Source organism: Curtobacterium sp. MCLR17_031 (assembly GCF_003234775.2).
Taxonomy (GTDB): domain Bacteria; phylum Actinomycetota; class Actinomycetes; order Actinomycetales; family Microbacteriaceae; genus Curtobacterium; species Curtobacterium flaccumfaciens.
Window position 1 is genome coordinate 2,281,695 of sequence record NZ_CP126270.1, and the last position, 16,721, is coordinate 2,298,415.

Sequence of the window (16,721 nt, forward strand, 5' to 3'; positions counted from 1 at the left end):
AGGTCAGCCCCGCTCGGCGGACCCCGGCGCCTCGGTCCGCTCGGCGGATCCGTTCGCCCCGGCGCGCTCGGCGGACCCCGCAGCCGCGTCCGAGTGCTCGGCGTCCCCGTCCGACCGCCGCGCCGCCCGACGACGCGCCACCAGGTCCGCACCGGCCAGCACGAGCGCCAGCGCCATCAGCGACACCGTGAACGTCGTGCCGCTGCGGAACGCGTCGTGGTACGCGTCGAGACGAGCGCCGGAGCCACCGGAACCCGAGCCCGCCGCCTCGCTCCGCACGATCCCGTAGAAGATGCTCGTGGCGACGGCGGTGCCGATCGCGGTGCCGACACGCTGCCCGAGCTGCTGCATCGACCCCGCCACCCCGGACTGCTCGACGGGGATCTCGGCCAGGGTCAGGGTCTGGTTCGGCGACACCACGAACCCGCCACCGAGTCCGCCCACCAGGAACGCGCCCGCCATCGCCCACGGCGTGACCTCCGGCGGGGTGGCGACGGCGGCGACCATGAGCAGCAGGAAGCCGACGACGACCATCCCGAGCCCGGCGACGACCAGCGCCCGCCCGACCCGGTCGACGATCCGTCCGCCGACGTAGGAGCCCACGGCGCTCGTCGCGGCGAAGGGGATGCTCACCATGCCGGCGAACAGCGGCGAGAGCCCGAGGCCCTCCTGCAGGTACAGCGTGACCATGAGGAACGACGCCGGCAGCGCCGCGAAGTAGACGGCGACGATCGACAGCCCGTTGCGGTACGACGACAGCCGGAAGAGCTCGAAGTGCACCACGGGCGACTTGCCCTGCCGCTTGAACCGCTGCTCCCAGAGCACGAACAGCACGAGGAACACCGCGAAGCCGACCAGCCAGAACCAGCGGGTCGCGGAACCACCCCCGCCGCTGGTCAGCACGAACGGCAGCATCAGGGTGATGATCGCGGCGCCGAGCAGCAGGATGCCGACGATGTCCAGTTCACGGTCCTGCGCCTTCCCCTGGGCACCCTTCGGCAGCAGGCGGACGGCGAAGAGCAGTGCGGCGATCCCGAGGGGCACGTTCATCCAGAACAGCAGCCGCCAGCCGGACTCCTCGCCGCCGATCGCGATGAGGCCACCGCCGATGGTAGGCCCGAGGGCGGTGGAGATGCCGATCATCGCCCCGAAGAGCCCGAACGCGCGGCCCCGCTCCGGCCCGCGGAACAGCTGCTGCACGAGTCCGATGACCTGGGGCATCTGGATCCCGGCGGCGAAGCCCTGCAGGATCCGCGTGACGATCAGGACCTCGATGTTCGGTGCGACGGCGCACAGCAGGCTCGATCCGGTGAACGCGCTGAGCCCCACGATGAACATGACCCGTCGGCTCTTCAGGTCCCCGAGCCGACCAGCGGGCACGAGGGCGAGGCCGAACGCCAGCGCGTACCCCGCCACGATGAGCTGGAGCGACGAACTGGTGGCCCCGAGGGACTGCTCGATCGAGGGCAGCCCGACGTTCACCTTGGACAGGTCGAGGATCGTCAGGGCCGCCACCGCCACGCACACGGCGAAGGCCCGCCACCGGGTGCGGTCATCGAGGCGGGCGTCGGTCGGTTCGGCGTTGGACATCCCGTCCTGGCTACACCTGCGACGACGAACGAGGTCCGGACAGACCTGTACCCCGGTTCCGTCCGGAGGACCCGGATCGGGGTCAGGAGGGCGGGTGCCACTCCCCCGTCGTGGCCCCCCGTACTGGGGGCACCGTTCTGGACATCTGGTCGCGGGAGTCCGCCTCGCGGACCGGTACCTGAGTTATCGTGCTCCAGACGGCAGGTCACGTGATGCTCTCGGATTCCCTAGATCCGGACGGCGGAACAGACCGGTCGTGTTCGTCCGAAGACCCTAACCCGAGGGGTGATACAGACGATGACATCATCGTTCCCGAGCGGAACCGAGTGCACCCACACTCGTCGACCGCATCCAATCCACGACAGTTCCGGCGCGCGCTCAGTTGCCGCCGCTCGTCCGCACTCCGCCACGGTCACCCGCCGTGCAGCAGTCCGGTCCGCCTCCGTGCGCCCCGTCGCAGCGACCCCCGCGTTCGCCGACGCCCTCCTCGCAGCATCCGCCTCCGGACCCGGAGGCCGGTGAGTCATGGCACTCACCGGTCGACGTCTCGAGGTCGACCGGATCGCGACCCTCGCAGTGCTCCCACGGGAGTCCGCGATGGTCGTGGTCGGCGACCCTGGTTCCGGACGCAGCAGCGTCCTCGACGCGGTCTCGAACCGCGTTTCCCTCCCCGTCGTCCGGGTCGGTGTCAACGGGAGTGAATCCCGTTGGCCACTGGCCGGGGTGACCTCCCTGTTCACCGCGCTCGACGACCCCCGAGCGACCGCGCACATCGCCCACCTGCTGCAGGCCGGCGGGACCGCGGCCGCCGTGACGGCCGGGCTGGCGGCGGCGCACGACTTCCTCGACGCCGTGCACGCCCTGACCCTCCCGCCGACGCTCGTCCTCATCGACGACCTCGACCGGATGGACGCGGAGAGCCAGGAACTCATCGCGTTCCTCGCCGGACGACTCGCGGGCACCGCCCTGCGCGTCGTGGCGACGGTCCGTTCGGTGCCGTCGGACGGTCCGCTCGCGGCCCTGCCGACCCTGCGCATCGAACCGCTGGCATCGGACGAGGCATTGATCCTCGCCCGGGCCATGGCACCGGCCGAGGCGAACGACGGCGTCCTCGCCGTCCTCGCCGAGGAGACCGGCGGCAACCCCGGCGCGCTCCGCGAACAGCTCGCGGTGCTCACCCGGGAGCAGCTCACCGGCGCGGAGCCGATCGTGCTCCCGCTCCGACCCACTCCGACGACCGAGGCCATCGCGGCACTCGCACTCGGGCCCGCCGCGGGACGCGATCTGGACGTCCTCGCGAAGCTCGCCCTGGTGCCCGTCGCGAAGACCACGGCGTGGGACCGCGACGAGCTGGACGACCTGGTCGGGGCCGGTCTCGCGACCGTCCGCGGCCAGAGCGTCACCGTCCGGCACCCGCTGGTCCGTTCCGCGCTCTACTGGCGGATGCCCGCCCGTGACCGTCGTGCGGCACACGCCGAGCTGGCGACGGCGAGCGCGGAGACCGACCCGAGGTCGGCCGCGTGGCACCGGAGCTTCGTCGACGACGTCCCCGACGTGGTGGCGCTGCTCCAGGCCGCACGGTCGTACGTCGTGGACGGCAACGTGCACGCCGCGATCGCCCTGACCGAGCGTGCACTGCACGTCGGTGGCGGGACCGAGGACGAGCACGTCGCGCTCCTCGGGGTCGCGGAGGCCATGCTCGGCAAGCGCCTGCTCGGCTTCGCCGCGCGGTACCTCGCGGCGCTCCGTCCGTTCCGGACGACGCCGAACGAGGTCCGCCGGCTCCGCCTGCAGTACTCGGCCGAGTACCTCAGCGGTGACGCCGTGCACGCGGACGAGCTGCTCGTCCCCGTCGACGCGACCGACCCGGCCGAGGTGGACGCCGTCGCCGGGCTGATGGCCATGGTGGCGTGCTTCCGTGCCGAGGCGTGGGAGCTCGACCAGGCCAAGGACCTGCTGCACCGGATCGAACCGCTCGAGGGGTCGGCGTCCGCGCACACCCTCGAGATCGCGACGACCGCGCGGGAGCTCATCGCCGCCGTGGACGGCGTGCTGCCGCCCGACACCGAGCTGCACGACGGGCTCGCGACGTCGGAGCTCGTGGCGATGTCCGACCCGGCCCTGCTGCTCCTCGCCCACGCGCTGAGCATCGGAGAGCGCTACCGGAGCGCGCGACGGGTGTTCGCACTCGTGCTCGCCCGGGGGCAGGAGACCGCAGCGGTGTGGACCGAGGCGGCGCGCTACCTGACGGCCGAGAACGAGGTGCGCTCCGGGAACTTCCGGCAGGCGCTCCGCGCGATCGACGTGTGGGAGTCCGGTTCGTCCGTCGCCGAGCGGTTGCGTGAGCCCTCCAGGGCGATCACCGTCGCGTGGCGGCACTTCGCCGAGGGCCGTTCCGCCGAGGCGCTCGACGTCGTGGACCGGTGCCTCGCGCACCGTTCGACGAGTCGGCTCTGGGGTGCGACGGCGAAGCTGCACGCGCTCCGCGGCAAGGTCCTGCTGCTCGACGGCCGCCTCGACGAGGCAGCCACCGCGCTCGAGGCAGCCGACGCCATCGGTCGGTCGCTCCGGAACCCCGCGGTGCTCCGGCACCTCGGCGACCTGGTCGAGGCGTACGTGCGGCTCGGACGGATCGACGACGCCCGGACGATCACGGCCCGCCTGGCGGCGGACCACCACGCCCGGCCCGGACGCTGGGGTGCCCTGGTGCTGGCGCGGAGCCTCGCGCTCGTCGCCGACGACACCACCCGCGAGCCGGCCCGTCGCCGTGCGCTGGAGCTGTTCCAGCCGCACGACTCGCAGTACGAACGGGCTCGCACGTTCGCGGCGTTGGCCGCGGTCGGCAACCCGGCGGAACGGCCGCGTCTCGGCGCGGCGGCCGCAGCGGCGTACGAGGCGGCCGGCCTGCGTCGACCGCTCGTGACCCCGGCGCCGGCTGCGGCGATGCCGCAGTTCGGCACGGGCTCGTCGTCGATCCGGTCCGCACCGGTGCTCTCGCCGGCGTTCCCCGGGACGCCGCGCAGCGCCCCCGACGCGTCGGCGGTGCTCACGTCACTGACCGCCGAGGAGCGTGCGGTGGTGCAGAAGGTCACCGAGGGCTACCGCAACCGCGAGATCGCCTCGTCGCTGTTCATGTCGCAGCGCACGGTGGAGCTGCGGCTCACGCAGATCTACCGCAAGGTCGGCGCGCGGTCGCGATCGCACCTGGTCGCGCTCCTCACGTAGGAGACGCACCACAGGACGGACGGGAGGCCCGGTACCAGCTGGTACCGGGCCTCCCGTCCGTCGTCCCTCGCGTGGTGCGACGACGGTTGCGGGAGTCCGCACGCGACCGCAGCGCGGTGCGCCACCGCACGCGGGGAACCGCAAGAGCGTCCGACGGGTGTTGCCGTGTGGTCGGCGGCGGGTGAGGCTTCTCCTGCACCGACCGCCGTGCCCCTCCCCCGGGGGCCAGCCCGCGGTACCCCGTCCGGTACCCGAACCCCTCGGCCCAACGACACCGACGTCCGTCCTCGCCTGATCCGAGGACGGGCGTCGGATCCCGGGCCGGGAGGCCCCGGACGCGCGGCAGACCCGACGGCGGTCGGTGCCGCACCAGTCCCACCTCCCCGTTCCACCCACCCTCGTTCCCCCGAAGGGACAGCCGATGTGCGGCATCATCGCGGCCCGCGTGTCTGACGACGCGACCCCCTACCTGCTCGACGGACTCGAACGACTCGAGTACCGCGGGTACGACTCCGCCGGCATCGCCGTCCGGACGGCCGGCGGCCGCACCGAGACGATCCGCTCGGTCTCCCGCGTCGGCGACCTGCGGACGCTCGTCGCTGCACGCTCCGGTGACGCGCTCACCGGCGTCGGCATCGGTCACACCCGCTGGGCCACGCACGGTGCCGTGCGCGAGGCGAACGCACACCCGCACGCCGACTGCACCGGCCGGATCTCGATCGTGCACAACGGCATCGTCGAGAACGCGGAGCGGCTGCGGCAGACGCTCGAGGCGCAGGGCCACCGCTTCCGGTCCGACGTCGACTCCGAGGTCATCGCGCACCTGGTCGAGCGGGCGCTGGCGGTCGACCCGGACCTGATGCTCGCGGTGCAGATCGCGACGGCGCAGCTCGAGGGCTCGTGGGCGATCGTGGTCCTGGACGCCCGGGACGGCCGCATGGTCGTGGCGGCGGACCGTTCGCCGCTCGTCGTCGCCCGCTCCGGCCGCGGTGACTTCGTGGCGAGCGACATCGGCGCGATCGCCGAGTGGTGCGAGACCTTCGTGGCGCTGCGCGACGGCGACGTCGTCGAGCTCGGCGAGGCCTGGACCTGGTCGTCCGACGGCATCACGGTGCCCGTGCCGTTCCCCACGCCGTCCCCGTTCGCCGCCGCCGCGCTCGACCTCGGCGACCACACCGACCACATGGCGAAGGAGATCGACGAGCAGGCCGACGTCGTCGCCACGATCCTGGACCGGGTGACCCGCCGCACCGCCGACGGCAGCATGTGGGTGGGCCTCGGCCTGGCCGGCTTCCACCGGCTGGCGATCGTCGCCTGCGGCACGTCGCTGAACGCCGGCCAGGTGATCGCGACCGCACTGCGCGGGATCGGTGGTGTGCCGACCGACATCGTCGTCGCGAGCGAGGCCGACCAGGCCGTGCTCGGTCCGGGCACCCTGGTCGTCGCGATCAGCCAGTCCGGTGAGACGGCCGACGTGCTCCGCGCCCTGGACCGGTTCGAGGACCGCCACCCGGTGCTCGCGCTGACGAACAACATGCACTCCTCGCTCGCCCGACGCGCCGACGCCGTGCTCGACTGCCACGCCGGCCCGGAGATCGGGGTCGCGGCCACGAAGACGTTCACGGCGCAGGTCGTGGTGGGCGTCGCGGCGATGATCTCGGCGATGGTGGCGTCCGGCCGCATCGAACCGTCGCGCGCCCAGGTGCTCGTCGACGAGCTGCTCGACCTGCCCGCACGGATCGAGCACGCCGCGCGGGTGTCCGCCGAGCGGATGCCGCTGCTGGTGTCGAGCGTCAAGGAGGCCACGGGCTTCCTGTTCCTCGGCCGCGGTGCCGGGCTGCCGTACGCCGCCGAGGGGGCCCTGAAGCTCAAGGAGCTCAGCTACCGCTGGGCCGAGGCGTACCCCGCCGGCGAACTCAAGCACGGGCCGCTCGCCCTGGTGGACGACGGCACCCCGGTGGTCGTCATCGACCACGGTGAGCCGAAGATCCAGTCGGCGATCGCCGAGGTCCGGGCCCGCGGCGGCTTCGTCATCACGATCGGCGGCGAGTCCGCGGACATCCCCGCGCTCGGCCGCCGTGGCACCGGTGACCTGGCCTGGGGCGCGATGACCGCCCCGTGGGGTCCGCTCGAAGCCGTCGTGCCGCTGCAGATGCTGGCCCGCGAACTGGCCCTGCAGCTCGGGTGCGACGTCGACAAACCCCGGAACCTGGCGAAGTCGGTGACGGTCGAATAGCCGGGCGCCGACGCGTGAACCGTCTGACGGTCTTCCTCGCCGTCCTCACCGCCCTGGCGATCGCCGGCACCGTGGTCCTGGTCACGGTGGTGCTGACGACGCCCGGGCTCTCCTGACCGGATCCCGCAGGGTCTTCCTGGGCGGGGCTGCGATGCTGGTCACTTGACCACCGCAGCCCCGCCCCTCGTCTTCGTCGCGCTCCTCGTCGGCGCCGTCCTGCCGTTCGTGCCGTTCGTCGGCCGTGTGGCCCGCATCGCCGCGACCATCGCGCACGAGGTCGGGCACGCGATCGTCGTCGTGCCGTTCGGCGGGCGGATCCAGCGGATCGAGCTGCACCCGGACGGGTCCGGCGAGGCCTGGGTCCAGCTCGGCCGGGTGCCCGGCGGCATCCGGTGGCTCGTCCGGATCCTGAACCTGTACGCCGGGTACAGCGCACCCCTGTGGGCGGGCGTGCTCCTGGTGACCGGGGTGCTGCACGGCTCCCGCTGGCTGCCCGTGGTGGTGCTCGCGGTCATCGGGCTCGTGGCGCTGGCGTTCGTCCGGAACTGGTTCGGCCTGCTCGTCGTGCTCGGCTTCGACGCGCTCGCCCTGTGGGTGGCCGTCCGCCCGTCCGAGGCCACCGTCCTGGTGGTCGCCGCCGTCGGGGCGTTCTTCGTCGTCGACGGCCTGCGCTCGGTGGTGCAGGTCGGTCGCTGGCTCGTCACCGGCGCCCGGGTGCAGACCGACTTCCACATCGCCGCGGCCGAGATGCGGGTGCCGGCGTCCCTGTGGTTCGTGCTGTTCGTCGCCGTGAACGCCGTCGCCGTGTGGCTGGCGCGCGAGCCGCTGCTCCAGGTCTGGGACACCGTCGTCGCCGGAGTCCGCGCGCTCGTCTGAGGGGTCGCGGCCACGTAACCGGGGGCCGCAATCGCCTGTCCGCGCCGAGGGGCTGCGAGGCTACCGCCAGACGACCCCCGGAGGTGTCCCATGGCGACCGACGACCACGGCTTCGCGACCGAGCAGGTACACGGCGGCTTCGTGCCCGATGCCGGGCACGGCGCCCGGGTCCCCGCGATCCACATGTCCTCCGGGTTCCTGTTCGACGACTTCGACCAGGCCCGTGACCGCTTCGCCGACACCGACGACGGCTACACCTACACGCGCCTCGGCAACCCCACGAACGCGGACGTCGAGCGTCGCGTGGCGCTGCTCGAACGCGGTGTCCAGGCGATCCTGGTCGGCAGCGGTCAGGCTGCGGCGACCGTGGCGTTCCTCGGTCTGCTGCAGGCCGGCGACCACGTCGTCAGCGCCCGGAGCATCTACGAGGGCACGCGCGGGCTGCTGCTGCAGAACCTCGGCCGGCTCGGCATCGAGGTCGACTTCGTCACCGATGCCCGCGACCTCGACGCCTGGGCCGCCGCGGTCCGACCGAACACGAAGGCGTTCTTCGCCGAGACGATCCCGAACCCCAAGAACGACGTCCTCGACATCACCGGCGTCGCCGAGACCGCGCACCACGCCGGCGTCCCGCTGATCGTCGACAACACCCTCGCCACGCCGTACCTGGTGCGCCCGGTCGAGCACGGTGCGGACATCGTCGTGCACTCGGCGTCGAAGTTCCTGTCCGGCCACGGAGCCGGACTCGGCGGTGTGGTCGTCGACGGTGGCCGGTTCGACTGGTCCGCCGCCCCCGAGCGCTGGACCCACCTGACCAGCCCCGAACGGTCCCTCGGCGGCGAGAGCTACGTCGAGCGGTACGGCAACCGGGCCTTCGCCGTGTTCGCGCGCGACGTCGTCGCCGCACGCATCGGCCCGGCGCCGTCGCCGTTCAACGCGTTCCTGCTCCGCCAGGGCATCGAGACGCTGTCGCTGCGGGTGGAACGCCACTGCGCGAACGCGCTGGCCGTCGCGTCCTGGCTGGACCAGCAGCCGGAGGTGACGAGCGTCGACCACGCGGGCCTGGCCTCCAGTCCGTTCCACGACCTCGCCCAGCGCTACCTGCCCCGCGGGGCCGGGTCCGTCTTCGCCTTCACGCTCGCCGGTGGCGAAGCCGCCGCGCGGGCGTTCATCGACGCCGTGCAGCTGTTCAGCCGGATGACCCACCTGGGCGACGTCCGCTCGCTGATCCTGCACCCGGCGACCACCACGCACGCCGGCCGCACGCCGGAGGAGCGAGCCGAGCAGGGCATCGACGACGGCCTGATCCGCCTGTCGGTCGGCATCGAGGACGTCGCGGACCTGCTCCGCGACCTGGAACGCGGGCTCGACGCGGTGCGGTCCGCAGACGCCGCCGGCGGCCTGGAGGCACGTGGAGCGTCCGACGCGCACCGCACGGCGGTCGGTGGGCCGGCCCTCGATCGGCAGGGGCGCTGAATGGCCGAGCTGCAGCACTTCGGGTACTTCTTCTCCCGCGGCTTCGGCCCGCAGGCCTGGGGCCGGTCCGACTGGGACTGGGGCCACGACTGGACGAAGCCGGACCTGTACCAGCAGTCCGTCCGGACGCTCGAGCAGGCCGGCATGGACCTGGTCATCGCCGAGGACGCCGTCTCGCTCGGCTCCCCCGCCACCCTCGACCTGCGCATCCGGCAGGCGTACGGCGGCCCGAAGCACGACCCGCTGCTGCTCGCCCCGTACCTGTTCGCAGCGACCTCGCACATCGGCATCGCGCCGACCGTCAACGCGGGCATCACCCCGCCGTACCTGGCGGCACGGCAGTTCGCGACCCTGGCGCACCTGTCCTCGGACCGTCTGGGCATCAACGTCGTCACCGACGTCGGCAGCGCACGCCACGCCGGCCTGCCGCCGCTGCCGCACGACCAGGCGTACGACCGCGCCGAGGAGTGGATCACGCTGCTCCGTCGGCTCTGGCACTCGTGGGGCGACGCGTACGTCGGCGCACCGGACTCGTGGCACTTCGCGGACGGCGACGCGCTCGACGCGTTCCACCACGAGGGCACCCACTTCACCGCCGACGGTCCGCTCAACGCCCTGCCGCTGGCGTCGGACCCCGTGGTCGTCTCCCCCGGTGGCTCGGGCCGAGGGCTCGCGTTCGCCGGGACCCACTCGGACGTGCAGCTCGCGCTCGCGCCGCTGTCCGCCGCCGCGGTGACGGAGTACCGAGCCCGCGTGATCGCGGCAGCCGAGGCCGCAGGGCGCTCCACCGCGGACCTGCGGATCCTGTTCGTGCTCAAGCCCGTGATCGTGTCCTCGCCGGAGGAGGCCGACCGCATCGTCGCGGCATCCGAGCACCCCTCCGACGACGCCCTGCGTGCGGCGGCGATCGCGTGGTCGAGCGACTCCGAGACCGACCTGCTCGCGCTCGACCTGGACGCCCCGGTGCCCGACGGGACCTTCGGGGAGCACGTCTCGGCCGGCACGATCCGTGGGTTGCTCGGGGACACCCCGGACGCACCGCTGCGGGAGCTGCTCACCCGCAAGGCGCGGCAGGGGCGGATCGCGCCGGGGTCGGGATCACGGTCCGGGTTCGTCGGGACGGCGGACGAGTTCGCGGACTTCATCGAGGAGCTCGGCAGCGACGCCGACAACGACGGGATCATCTTCTCGGGCGACCTGCACCCGGCGCAGATCCACCGGATGTTCGGCGACCTGGTGCCGGTGCTCCGGCGCCGTGGGCTCCTGCGACGGGAGTACGGCGCCGGAGGGATCCGGGCGAACCTGTTCGACTTCTAGCGGGGCGGCTGCGAGCTACTTCTTCTTCTTGGACTTCTTCTTGCCGTCGTCGTCCTTCTTGGACTTCTTCTTGCCCTCGTCGTCCTTCTTGGACTTCTTCTTGCCCTCGTCGTCCTTCTTGGACTTCTTCTTGCCGTCGTCCTTCTTGGACTTCTTCTTCCCGTCGTCCTTCTTGGACTTCGCCTTGCTCGCACCCATCGGCAGCGGCAGGACGGCCGACACGGCCTCCGGCTCCGCCTGCGAGGCGTCGTCGGACGCAGCCTCGGTCTCCGGCGACTCCACCCCGTCGATCGGCTCGACGACCACGGCCGAGCCGGTGTCCAGCTCGACGTCGACCGCGTGCTCCTCGAGCACCGGCGCCAGGGCGTCGGCGACCCGCTCGACCGTCAGCACCGCGTCCGCCTCAGCGAGCCGGAGCAGGGCCTGCGCGGTCCGCACCCGGGTGGTCGCCTTGCGCGCGAGGACGTCGGATCGTGCCCCCTCGAGGAACGTGCGCAGGTCGCGTTCCACGGCGGAGCGTCCGCGCGGGGCAGCGCGGTCGAGCCGATCGAGTTCTCCGGCGACCCCGGAGACGTCGTCGGCGACGTGCTCGTGGCGGACCGACTCGATGAGCGCGGCGAGGGCAGCGGCGGCACGTTCGACCCCGGCGGAGCGCTGGTCGAGCACGACGAGCATCTCGACCACCGAGCCGTACGTGACGGTCTCGAGCCGCACCGGTTCGGCACCGCGGCCGCGCACGACCAGGCGGGTGTCGGGGTTCGGCAGCCATGCGGCGAGGGCGGCGACCGTGGCGACGGAGCCCACGATCCGCTCGTACTCGCTGAGCACCACTCGTTCCTGCTCCCGCAGACGGACACGGATCGCGATCTCCTGCACCACGTGCTGACCTCTCGTTCGGGTTCGACGCGAGCGTGTTCTGCGCGCCTGCTCCGGAGCGTAGTCCTCGGACGTGGCGGAACAGCGAACGCCCCGGCACTGTCCAGGGGACGGTGCCAGGGCGTTCAGGTGGCGCAGCGTGACAGCGGTTCGTCGTTCGGCGAATGGTGGAGATGGGGGGAATCGAACCCCCGTCCATCGCTGCAATTCGACGTCTTCTACGGGCGTATCCGGATAGTTCGTTCTGCTCGGCCCCGTCCTTTGCTACCGGCTTCTAGGACGACGGGCCCAGTCTCAGTGCAAGTCCCGCACGGCCCTGAGGCGCAACCGTGCAGCAAGTCCTCTGGATGACGTCGGGATCAGGTTAGAAGACGGTCACCTGGCCGACGGACTTCATGTGCTGGGCTGCTTACGCAGCGAGAGCGAAGTCAGTGCGCTTGGAATTGGCACTTGTTGTTTTCCACGGATCGTTTACGAGATAACCGTGGGTCCTCGGCCCGCTTCCCGTCGGCACACAGGCAATGTCGAAACCGATCATCCCCATGCGGGCCGGACGTGCGAGCCGCTGTCACGCTGTTGAGTTGCCAATGCCCCTGTCGGAGCAGTCCCTCAGTCTAGCCGAGGAGGTGCGTCGGCGCTACTCTCCGACGCGGTTCCGGGTGCGCATGGCCCGCTCGGCCTCACGCTTGTCGGTCTTCTCGCGCAGGGCCTGGCGCTTGTCGAACTCGCGCTTGCCCTTCGCCACGGCGATCTCGATCTTGGCCCGACCGTCGTGGAAGTAGATCTGGAGCGGCACGAGGGTGTAGCCGCCCTGGGCCGTCTTGTGCGAGATCTTCACGATCTGCTGCTTGTGCAGGAGCAGCTTGCGCTTCCGCCGCGGAGAGTGGTTGTTCCACGTGCCCTCGGTGTACTCCGGGATGTGCACGGCGTCGATCCACGCTTCGCCACCGTCGATGTAGGCGTACCCGTCGACCAGGGACGCGCGCCCCATCCGCAGGGACTTCACCTCGGTGCCGGACAGGACCATGCCCGCTTCGTACGTGTCCTCGATGAGGTAGTCGTGCCGGGCGCGACGGTTCGTCGCGACGATCTTCTCCCCGCGTTCCTTCGCCATGACGACTCCTCTCGATGGTGACCGGTGCAGTGCGCTGCGTGGGTGGTTCCGCGCAGCCCTACAGACTACTCAACACGAAGCGGGCGGCGCACCTTCCCGGCGCGCCGCCCGTTCGCGGATGCTGTGCTGCGTCAGACCTTCAGGTACCGGCGGATGGCGATCGACGCCGATGCCGCGGCGAGGAGCACCCCGATCACGATCACCGCGGGGACCACGATGGCCGCGTCTCCCATGCCGATGAACGCCGTGCCGGTGAAGCGCTCCGCCAGGAAGTTCCGGACGAAGAACCAGACCACGGCGGTGATGGCGCCTCCGGCCAGGACGGCTCCGATGGCGGCGGCGATCACCCCCTCGAGCACGAACGGTGTCTGGATGAACCGGTTCGACGCACCGACGAGCCGCATGATGCCGAGCTCTCGCCGTCGACTGAACGCCGACAGGCGGATCGTCGTCGCGATGAGCAGCACCGCGGCCACGAGCATGAGCGCCGCGATGCCGATCGCCGTGTACGACGAGGCGTTGAGCAGGTTGAAGATCGGCTGCAGGTACCCGCGTTGGTCGACGACGCTCTGCACGCCGGCGACCTTCGACAGGCTCTCGACCAGGACGTCTGCCTGCGAGGGGTTCTTCAGGTTCACCCAGAAGGTCTCGTTCAGGTACTCCGGCTTGACGAACTCCGTCGCGGCCGAGTCCTTGAACTGCTCCTTGAACCGGGTGAAGGCCTGGTCCTGGTTCTCGTAGTAGGTCTTCTCGATGTACGGCTTGAGCGTCGACGAGTCGAGCTGCGCCTGGACCTGCTCGCGCTGGTCCGCGGTGGCCTTCGCGCCGGTGCAGTTGCCCGTGGTGTCGGTGTCGGTGCACAGGTAGACGGCGACCTGCGCCCGGTCGTACCAGTACCCCTTCATCTGGTTGATCTGCATCTGGAGCAGGATCGCGGTGCCGACGAAGGTCAGGGAGATGAAGGTCACGAGGACGACGGAGACGACCATCGACGCATTGCGCCGCAGGCCCGAGCCGACCTCGGACATGACGAGCCCGAGCCTCATCGGATGAGCCCCGGGATCGTCTGGATGCCGGTGGTGTTGGACACGGTGCCTCGCTGGATCGGGACGGCCTGGGTCTGGTAGCCGCCGGACTGCTCGTCGCGCAGGACGGTGCCGTTCGAGAGCTCGATGACCCGACGCTGCATCTGGTTCACGATGCTGGCGTCGTGCGTCGCCATCAGCACGGTGGTGCCTCCCTGGTTGATGCGTTCGAGGAGCGCCATGATGCCGGCGGACGTGGTGGGGTCCAGGTTTCCGGTGGGCTCGTCGGCCAGCAGGATCGCCGGCTTGTTCACGACGGCGCGGGCGATGGCCACACGCTGCTGCTCACCACCGGAGAGTTCGTGCGGCATGCGGGAGGCCTTGCCGGCGAGACCGACGAGCTTCAGCACGTCGGTCACGGCCTCGCTGATGAAGCCCTTGCTCTTGCCGATGACCTGCAGCGAGAACGCCACGTTGTCGAACACGTTCTTGTTCGGCAGCAGACGGAAGTCCTGGAAGACCACGCCGAGGTTGCGGCGGAAGTACGGGACCTTCCGCGAGGCCAGGGACCCGAGGCGCTGCCCGAGCACGTGGATCTGCCCGCTGGTGGGCTTCTCCTCCTTGAGCACGAGGCGCAGGAAGCTGGACTTGCCGGAACCGGACGCGCCCACGAGGAACACGAACTCGCCCTTGAGGATCTCGAGGGTGAGGTTGTCGAGCGCCGGACTCGGGTTGCCCGAGTAGACCTTGGTGACCTGGTCGAATTTGATCATGACCGGATCAGGGTAGGTCGCCCCGCTTGGAAAGCAAGCGAGGCGCGCGGCTCAGGAACCCCTACTCGGCAGCGGATTGCTTGCGCCAGCGGATGCCCGCGTTGATGAAGCCGTCCAGATCGCCGTCGAACACGGCTGAGGGGTTGTTCACCTCGTGCTCCGTCCGGAGGTCCTTCACCATCTGGTACGGCGCCAGGACGTAGGAGCGGATCTGGTCGCCCCAGCTCGCCGTGATGTTGCCGGCGAGTTCCTTCTTCTTCGCGTTCTCCTCTTCCTTCTTCAGGAGGAGCAGGCGCGACTGCAGCACGCGCATGGCGGCCGCACGGTTCTGGATCTGCGACTTCTCGTTCTGCATCGAGACGACGGTGCCGGTCGGGATGTGCGTCAGGCGCACCGCGGAGTCGGTCGTGTTGACGGACTGCCCGCCGGGGCCCGACGAGCGGAACACGTCGACGCGGATGTCGTTCTCGGGGATGTCGATGACGGCGGTCTCCGGCATGAGCGGGATGACCTCGACCGCGGCGAAGGACGTCTGGCGCTTGCCGGCGGCACCGAACGGCGACATCCGCACCAGGCGGTGGGTGCCGGCCTCGACCGACAGCGTGCCGAACGCGTGCGGGGCGTCGATCTCGAACGTCGCGGACTTGATGCCCGCCTCTTCGGCGTACGAGGTGTCCATCACCGTGGTCTTGAAGTTGTGCTGCTCGGCGTACCGGAGGTACATCCGGAGGAGCATCTCGGCGAAGTCCGCCGCGTCGACCCCACCCGCGCCGGCGCGGATCGTGATGACCGCCGGGCGGTCGTCGTACTCACCGTCGAGGAGCGTCTGCACCTCGAAGTCGCCGATCATCTTCTGGATCGCCTTGAGCTCGGCGAGCGCTTCGTCGGCGGACTCCTGGTCGTCGCCCTCGTTCGCCATCTCGACCAGCACCTCGAGGTCGTCGATGCGCTGCTCGGTGTCGGTGATCTTCTTCAACTCCGACTGGCGGTGCGAGAGCGCGCTCGTCACCTGCTGCGCGTGGTCGACGTCGTCCCAGAGGTCCTGGGCCCCGGCCTGCTCGCTGAGGTCGGCGATCTCACGCTGCAGGCGGTCGACGTCGACCACCGAGCGGATGTTGCCGAAGGTCTCGCGAAGGGCGGAGAGCTGCTCGGTGAAGTCCAGTTCGACCATGGTCATCGATCCTACCGGCGCGAGTCCGACTCGGCCGACCGGGGTCAGTAGTCGATGTGCTCCGTCCGTGCCGACGACAGGGCACGAGTGGCCGCCTCGGCGATGGCCTGGGCCCTGAGCCCGTCCTCCAGGGAGACCGGCGGCTCGGATCCGGACTCGAGCGACGCGACGAAGGCGGCGAGCGTCGCGGCGTAGGTGGGCTGCACGCGCTCGAACCAGCCGTCGTGGAGTCCGTCCGCGACGATGTGCCCGTCGGTGTAACGAGCGACGTTCCCGCGGTGGTTCCGCCGCGACTCGACGAGTCCGGACGACCCCATGACCTCGATGCGCTCGTCGTAGCCGTAGCCGGTGCGCCGCACGCTGTCGATCTGCACGAGCGCGCCGGAGGGCATCGTGAGGGTCGTGACCGATGTGTCCACGTCGCCGAACTCGCGGATGGCCGGGTCGACGAGCGCCGAACCCGCCACCGCGACCGTCACCGGATCCTCGCCGGTGATCCACCGCACGAGGTCGAAGAAGTGCACGGTCTGGTCGCGGAGCTGGCCGCCGGAGACCCGCAGGTAGTCGAGCGGCGGCAGGGACGGGCCACGGGAGCTGAGCTGGAGGAGCTCGACCGCACCGATCTCCCCCGCGGCGACGATGCGTTGCAGCTCGGCGTGGTCACGGTCCCACCGCCGGTTGAAGTCGAGCATCGCCGGCACGCCGCTGGCACGCACGTGCTCCACCACCGCGACCGCGTCGGCGTACCCGGCAGCGATGGGTTTCTCGCAGAGCACGGCGATCCCGGCGTCGGCGGCAGCGTGCAGGTGCTGCGCGTGGGTGTCGGTGGAGGAAGCGACGAAGACCGCGTCGACCTGCGCCGCGTCGAACGCCTCGTCCTGGGTGAGCGCCCGCGTGCCGTGCCGTGCCGCCAGCGATGCAGCGCGGTCACGGTCGACGTCGTGGATCCCCACGAAGTCGACGTCGGGATGCGCTGCGAGGGACGCGGCGTGCACAGCGCCGATGAACCCGGCACCGACGAGTGCGAAGCGTTGCGTCATGA

Annotated in this window: 12 protein-coding genes and 1 other RNA gene; 5 read left to right on the plus strand and 8 right to left on the minus strand. The window is 71.0% G+C overall.

Annotation, left to right across the window (positions count from 1 at the left end; translation table 11 throughout):
* Positions 1–3 precede the first annotated feature (3 nt).
* The gene (locus DEI96_RS10825; RefSeq protein WP_111024003.1) at positions 4–1,590 is read right to left on the minus strand and encodes an MFS transporter; all 1,587 of its coding nucleotides are present in this window, start codon (positions 1,588–1,590) and stop codon (positions 4–6) included.
* Between the two features lie 525 nt (positions 1,591–2,115).
* Here DEI96_RS10825 and DEI96_RS10830 point away from each other — a divergent pair.
* The 5 genes from DEI96_RS10830 to DEI96_RS10850 all read left to right on the plus strand — a co-directional run bounded on the left by DEI96_RS10830 (position 2,116) and on the right by DEI96_RS10850 (position 10,720).
* Positions 2,116–4,815 carry a helix-turn-helix transcriptional regulator gene (locus tag DEI96_RS10830; RefSeq protein WP_111024002.1) on the plus strand — a complete coding sequence of 900 codons (2,700 nt, stop codon included), beginning with the start codon at positions 2,116–2,118 and terminating at the stop codon, positions 4,813–4,815.
* A gap of 421 nt (positions 4,816–5,236) precedes the next feature.
* Complete coding sequence (glmS, locus tag DEI96_RS10835; RefSeq protein ID WP_111024001.1) at positions 5,237–7,051, plus strand: glutamine--fructose-6-phosphate transaminase (isomerizing); 1,815 nt, start codon at positions 5,237–5,239, stop codon at positions 7,049–7,051.
* A gap of 162 nt (positions 7,052–7,213) precedes the next feature.
* The gene (locus DEI96_RS10840; protein WP_181433267.1) at positions 7,214–7,927 is read left to right on the plus strand and encodes a M50 family metallopeptidase; all 714 of its coding nucleotides are present in this window, start codon (positions 7,214–7,216) and stop codon (positions 7,925–7,927) included.
* A gap of 90 nt (positions 7,928–8,017) precedes the next feature.
* On the plus strand, positions 8,018–9,403 hold the full coding sequence (locus DEI96_RS10845) for an O-acetylhomoserine aminocarboxypropyltransferase/cysteine synthase family protein (protein WP_111023999.1): 1,386 nt from the start codon (positions 8,018–8,020) through the stop codon (positions 9,401–9,403).
* Complete coding sequence (locus DEI96_RS10850; RefSeq protein WP_111023998.1) at positions 9,404–10,720, plus strand: LLM class flavin-dependent oxidoreductase; 1,317 nt, start codon at positions 9,404–9,406, stop codon at positions 10,718–10,720.
* A gap of 15 nt (positions 10,721–10,735) precedes the next feature.
* Here the strand turns inward: DEI96_RS10850 and DEI96_RS10855 are convergent, their stop codons facing one another.
* The 7 genes from DEI96_RS10855 to DEI96_RS10885 form a co-directional block, all read right to left on the minus strand.
* Entirely contained in the window at positions 10,736–11,599 is an 864-nt protein-coding gene (locus tag DEI96_RS10855) for a hypothetical protein (RefSeq protein WP_111023997.1), read from the minus strand.
* A 162-nt stretch (positions 11,600–11,761) separates the two neighbouring features.
* Positions 11,762–12,138, minus strand: a transfer-messenger RNA (tmRNA) gene (ssrA, locus tag DEI96_RS10860).
* Between the two features lie 95 nt (positions 12,139–12,233).
* On the minus strand, positions 12,234–12,710 hold the full coding sequence (smpB, locus tag DEI96_RS10865; RefSeq protein WP_027465851.1) for an SsrA-binding protein SmpB: 477 nt from the start codon (positions 12,708–12,710) through the stop codon (positions 12,234–12,236).
* A 131-nt stretch (positions 12,711–12,841) separates the two neighbouring features.
* Positions 12,842–13,756, minus strand: coding sequence for a permease-like cell division protein FtsX (gene ftsX / locus DEI96_RS10870; protein ID WP_027465852.1), 915 nt, complete (start codon positions 13,754–13,756; stop codon positions 12,842–12,844).
* Positions 13,753–14,508, minus strand: a complete 756-nt coding sequence (ftsE, locus tag DEI96_RS10875; protein ID WP_111023996.1) for a cell division ATP-binding protein FtsE — start codon at positions 14,506–14,508, stop codon at positions 13,753–13,755. Before ftsE ends, ftsX begins: the two co-directional genes overlap by 4 nt.
* 61 nt (positions 14,509–14,569) lie before the next feature.
* A complete protein-coding gene (gene prfB, locus DEI96_RS10880; RefSeq protein WP_071244840.1) occupies positions 14,570–15,679 on the minus strand; it encodes a peptide chain release factor 2 in 1,110 nt (369 codons plus the stop codon).
* 44 nt (positions 15,680–15,723) lie between these two features.
* Complete coding sequence (locus DEI96_RS10885; RefSeq protein ID WP_111023995.1) at positions 15,724–16,719, minus strand: Gfo/Idh/MocA family oxidoreductase; 996 nt, start codon at positions 16,717–16,719, stop codon at positions 15,724–15,726.
* Between the last annotated feature and the right edge of the window lie 2 nt (positions 16,720–16,721).

Excerpts from the sequence above, each read along its gene's own strand:
- DEI96_RS10825 (WP_111024003.1), bottom strand. The coding sequence starts at position 1,590 with ATGTCCAACGCCGAACCGACCGACGCCCGCCTCGATGACCGCACCCGG.
- DEI96_RS10830 (WP_111024002.1), top strand. The coding sequence starts at position 2,116 with ATGGCACTCACCGGTCGACGTCTCGAGGTCGACCGGATCGCGACCCTC.
- glmS (WP_111024001.1), top strand. The coding sequence starts at position 5,237 with ATGTGCGGCATCATCGCGGCCCGCGTGTCTGACGACGCGACCCCCTAC.
- DEI96_RS10845 (WP_111023999.1), top strand. The coding sequence starts at position 8,018 with ATGGCGACCGACGACCACGGCTTCGCGACCGAGCAGGTACACGGCGGC.
- DEI96_RS10850 (WP_111023998.1), top strand. The coding sequence starts at position 9,404 with ATGGCCGAGCTGCAGCACTTCGGGTACTTCTTCTCCCGCGGCTTCGGC.
- smpB (WP_027465851.1), bottom strand. The coding sequence starts at position 12,710 with ATGGCGAAGGAACGCGGGGAGAAGATCGTCGCGACGAACCGTCGCGCC.
- ftsX (WP_027465852.1), bottom strand. The coding sequence starts at position 13,756 with ATGAGGCTCGGGCTCGTCATGTCCGAGGTCGGCTCGGGCCTGCGGCGC.
- ftsE (WP_111023996.1), bottom strand. The coding sequence starts at position 14,508 with ATGATCAAATTCGACCAGGTCACCAAGGTCTACTCGGGCAACCCGAGT.
- prfB (WP_071244840.1), bottom strand. The coding sequence starts at position 15,679 with ATGGTCGAACTGGACTTCACCGAGCAGCTCTCCGCCCTTCGCGAGACC.
- DEI96_RS10885 (WP_111023995.1), bottom strand. The coding sequence starts at position 16,719 with ATGACGCAACGCTTCGCACTCGTCGGTGCCGGGTTCATCGGCGCTGTG.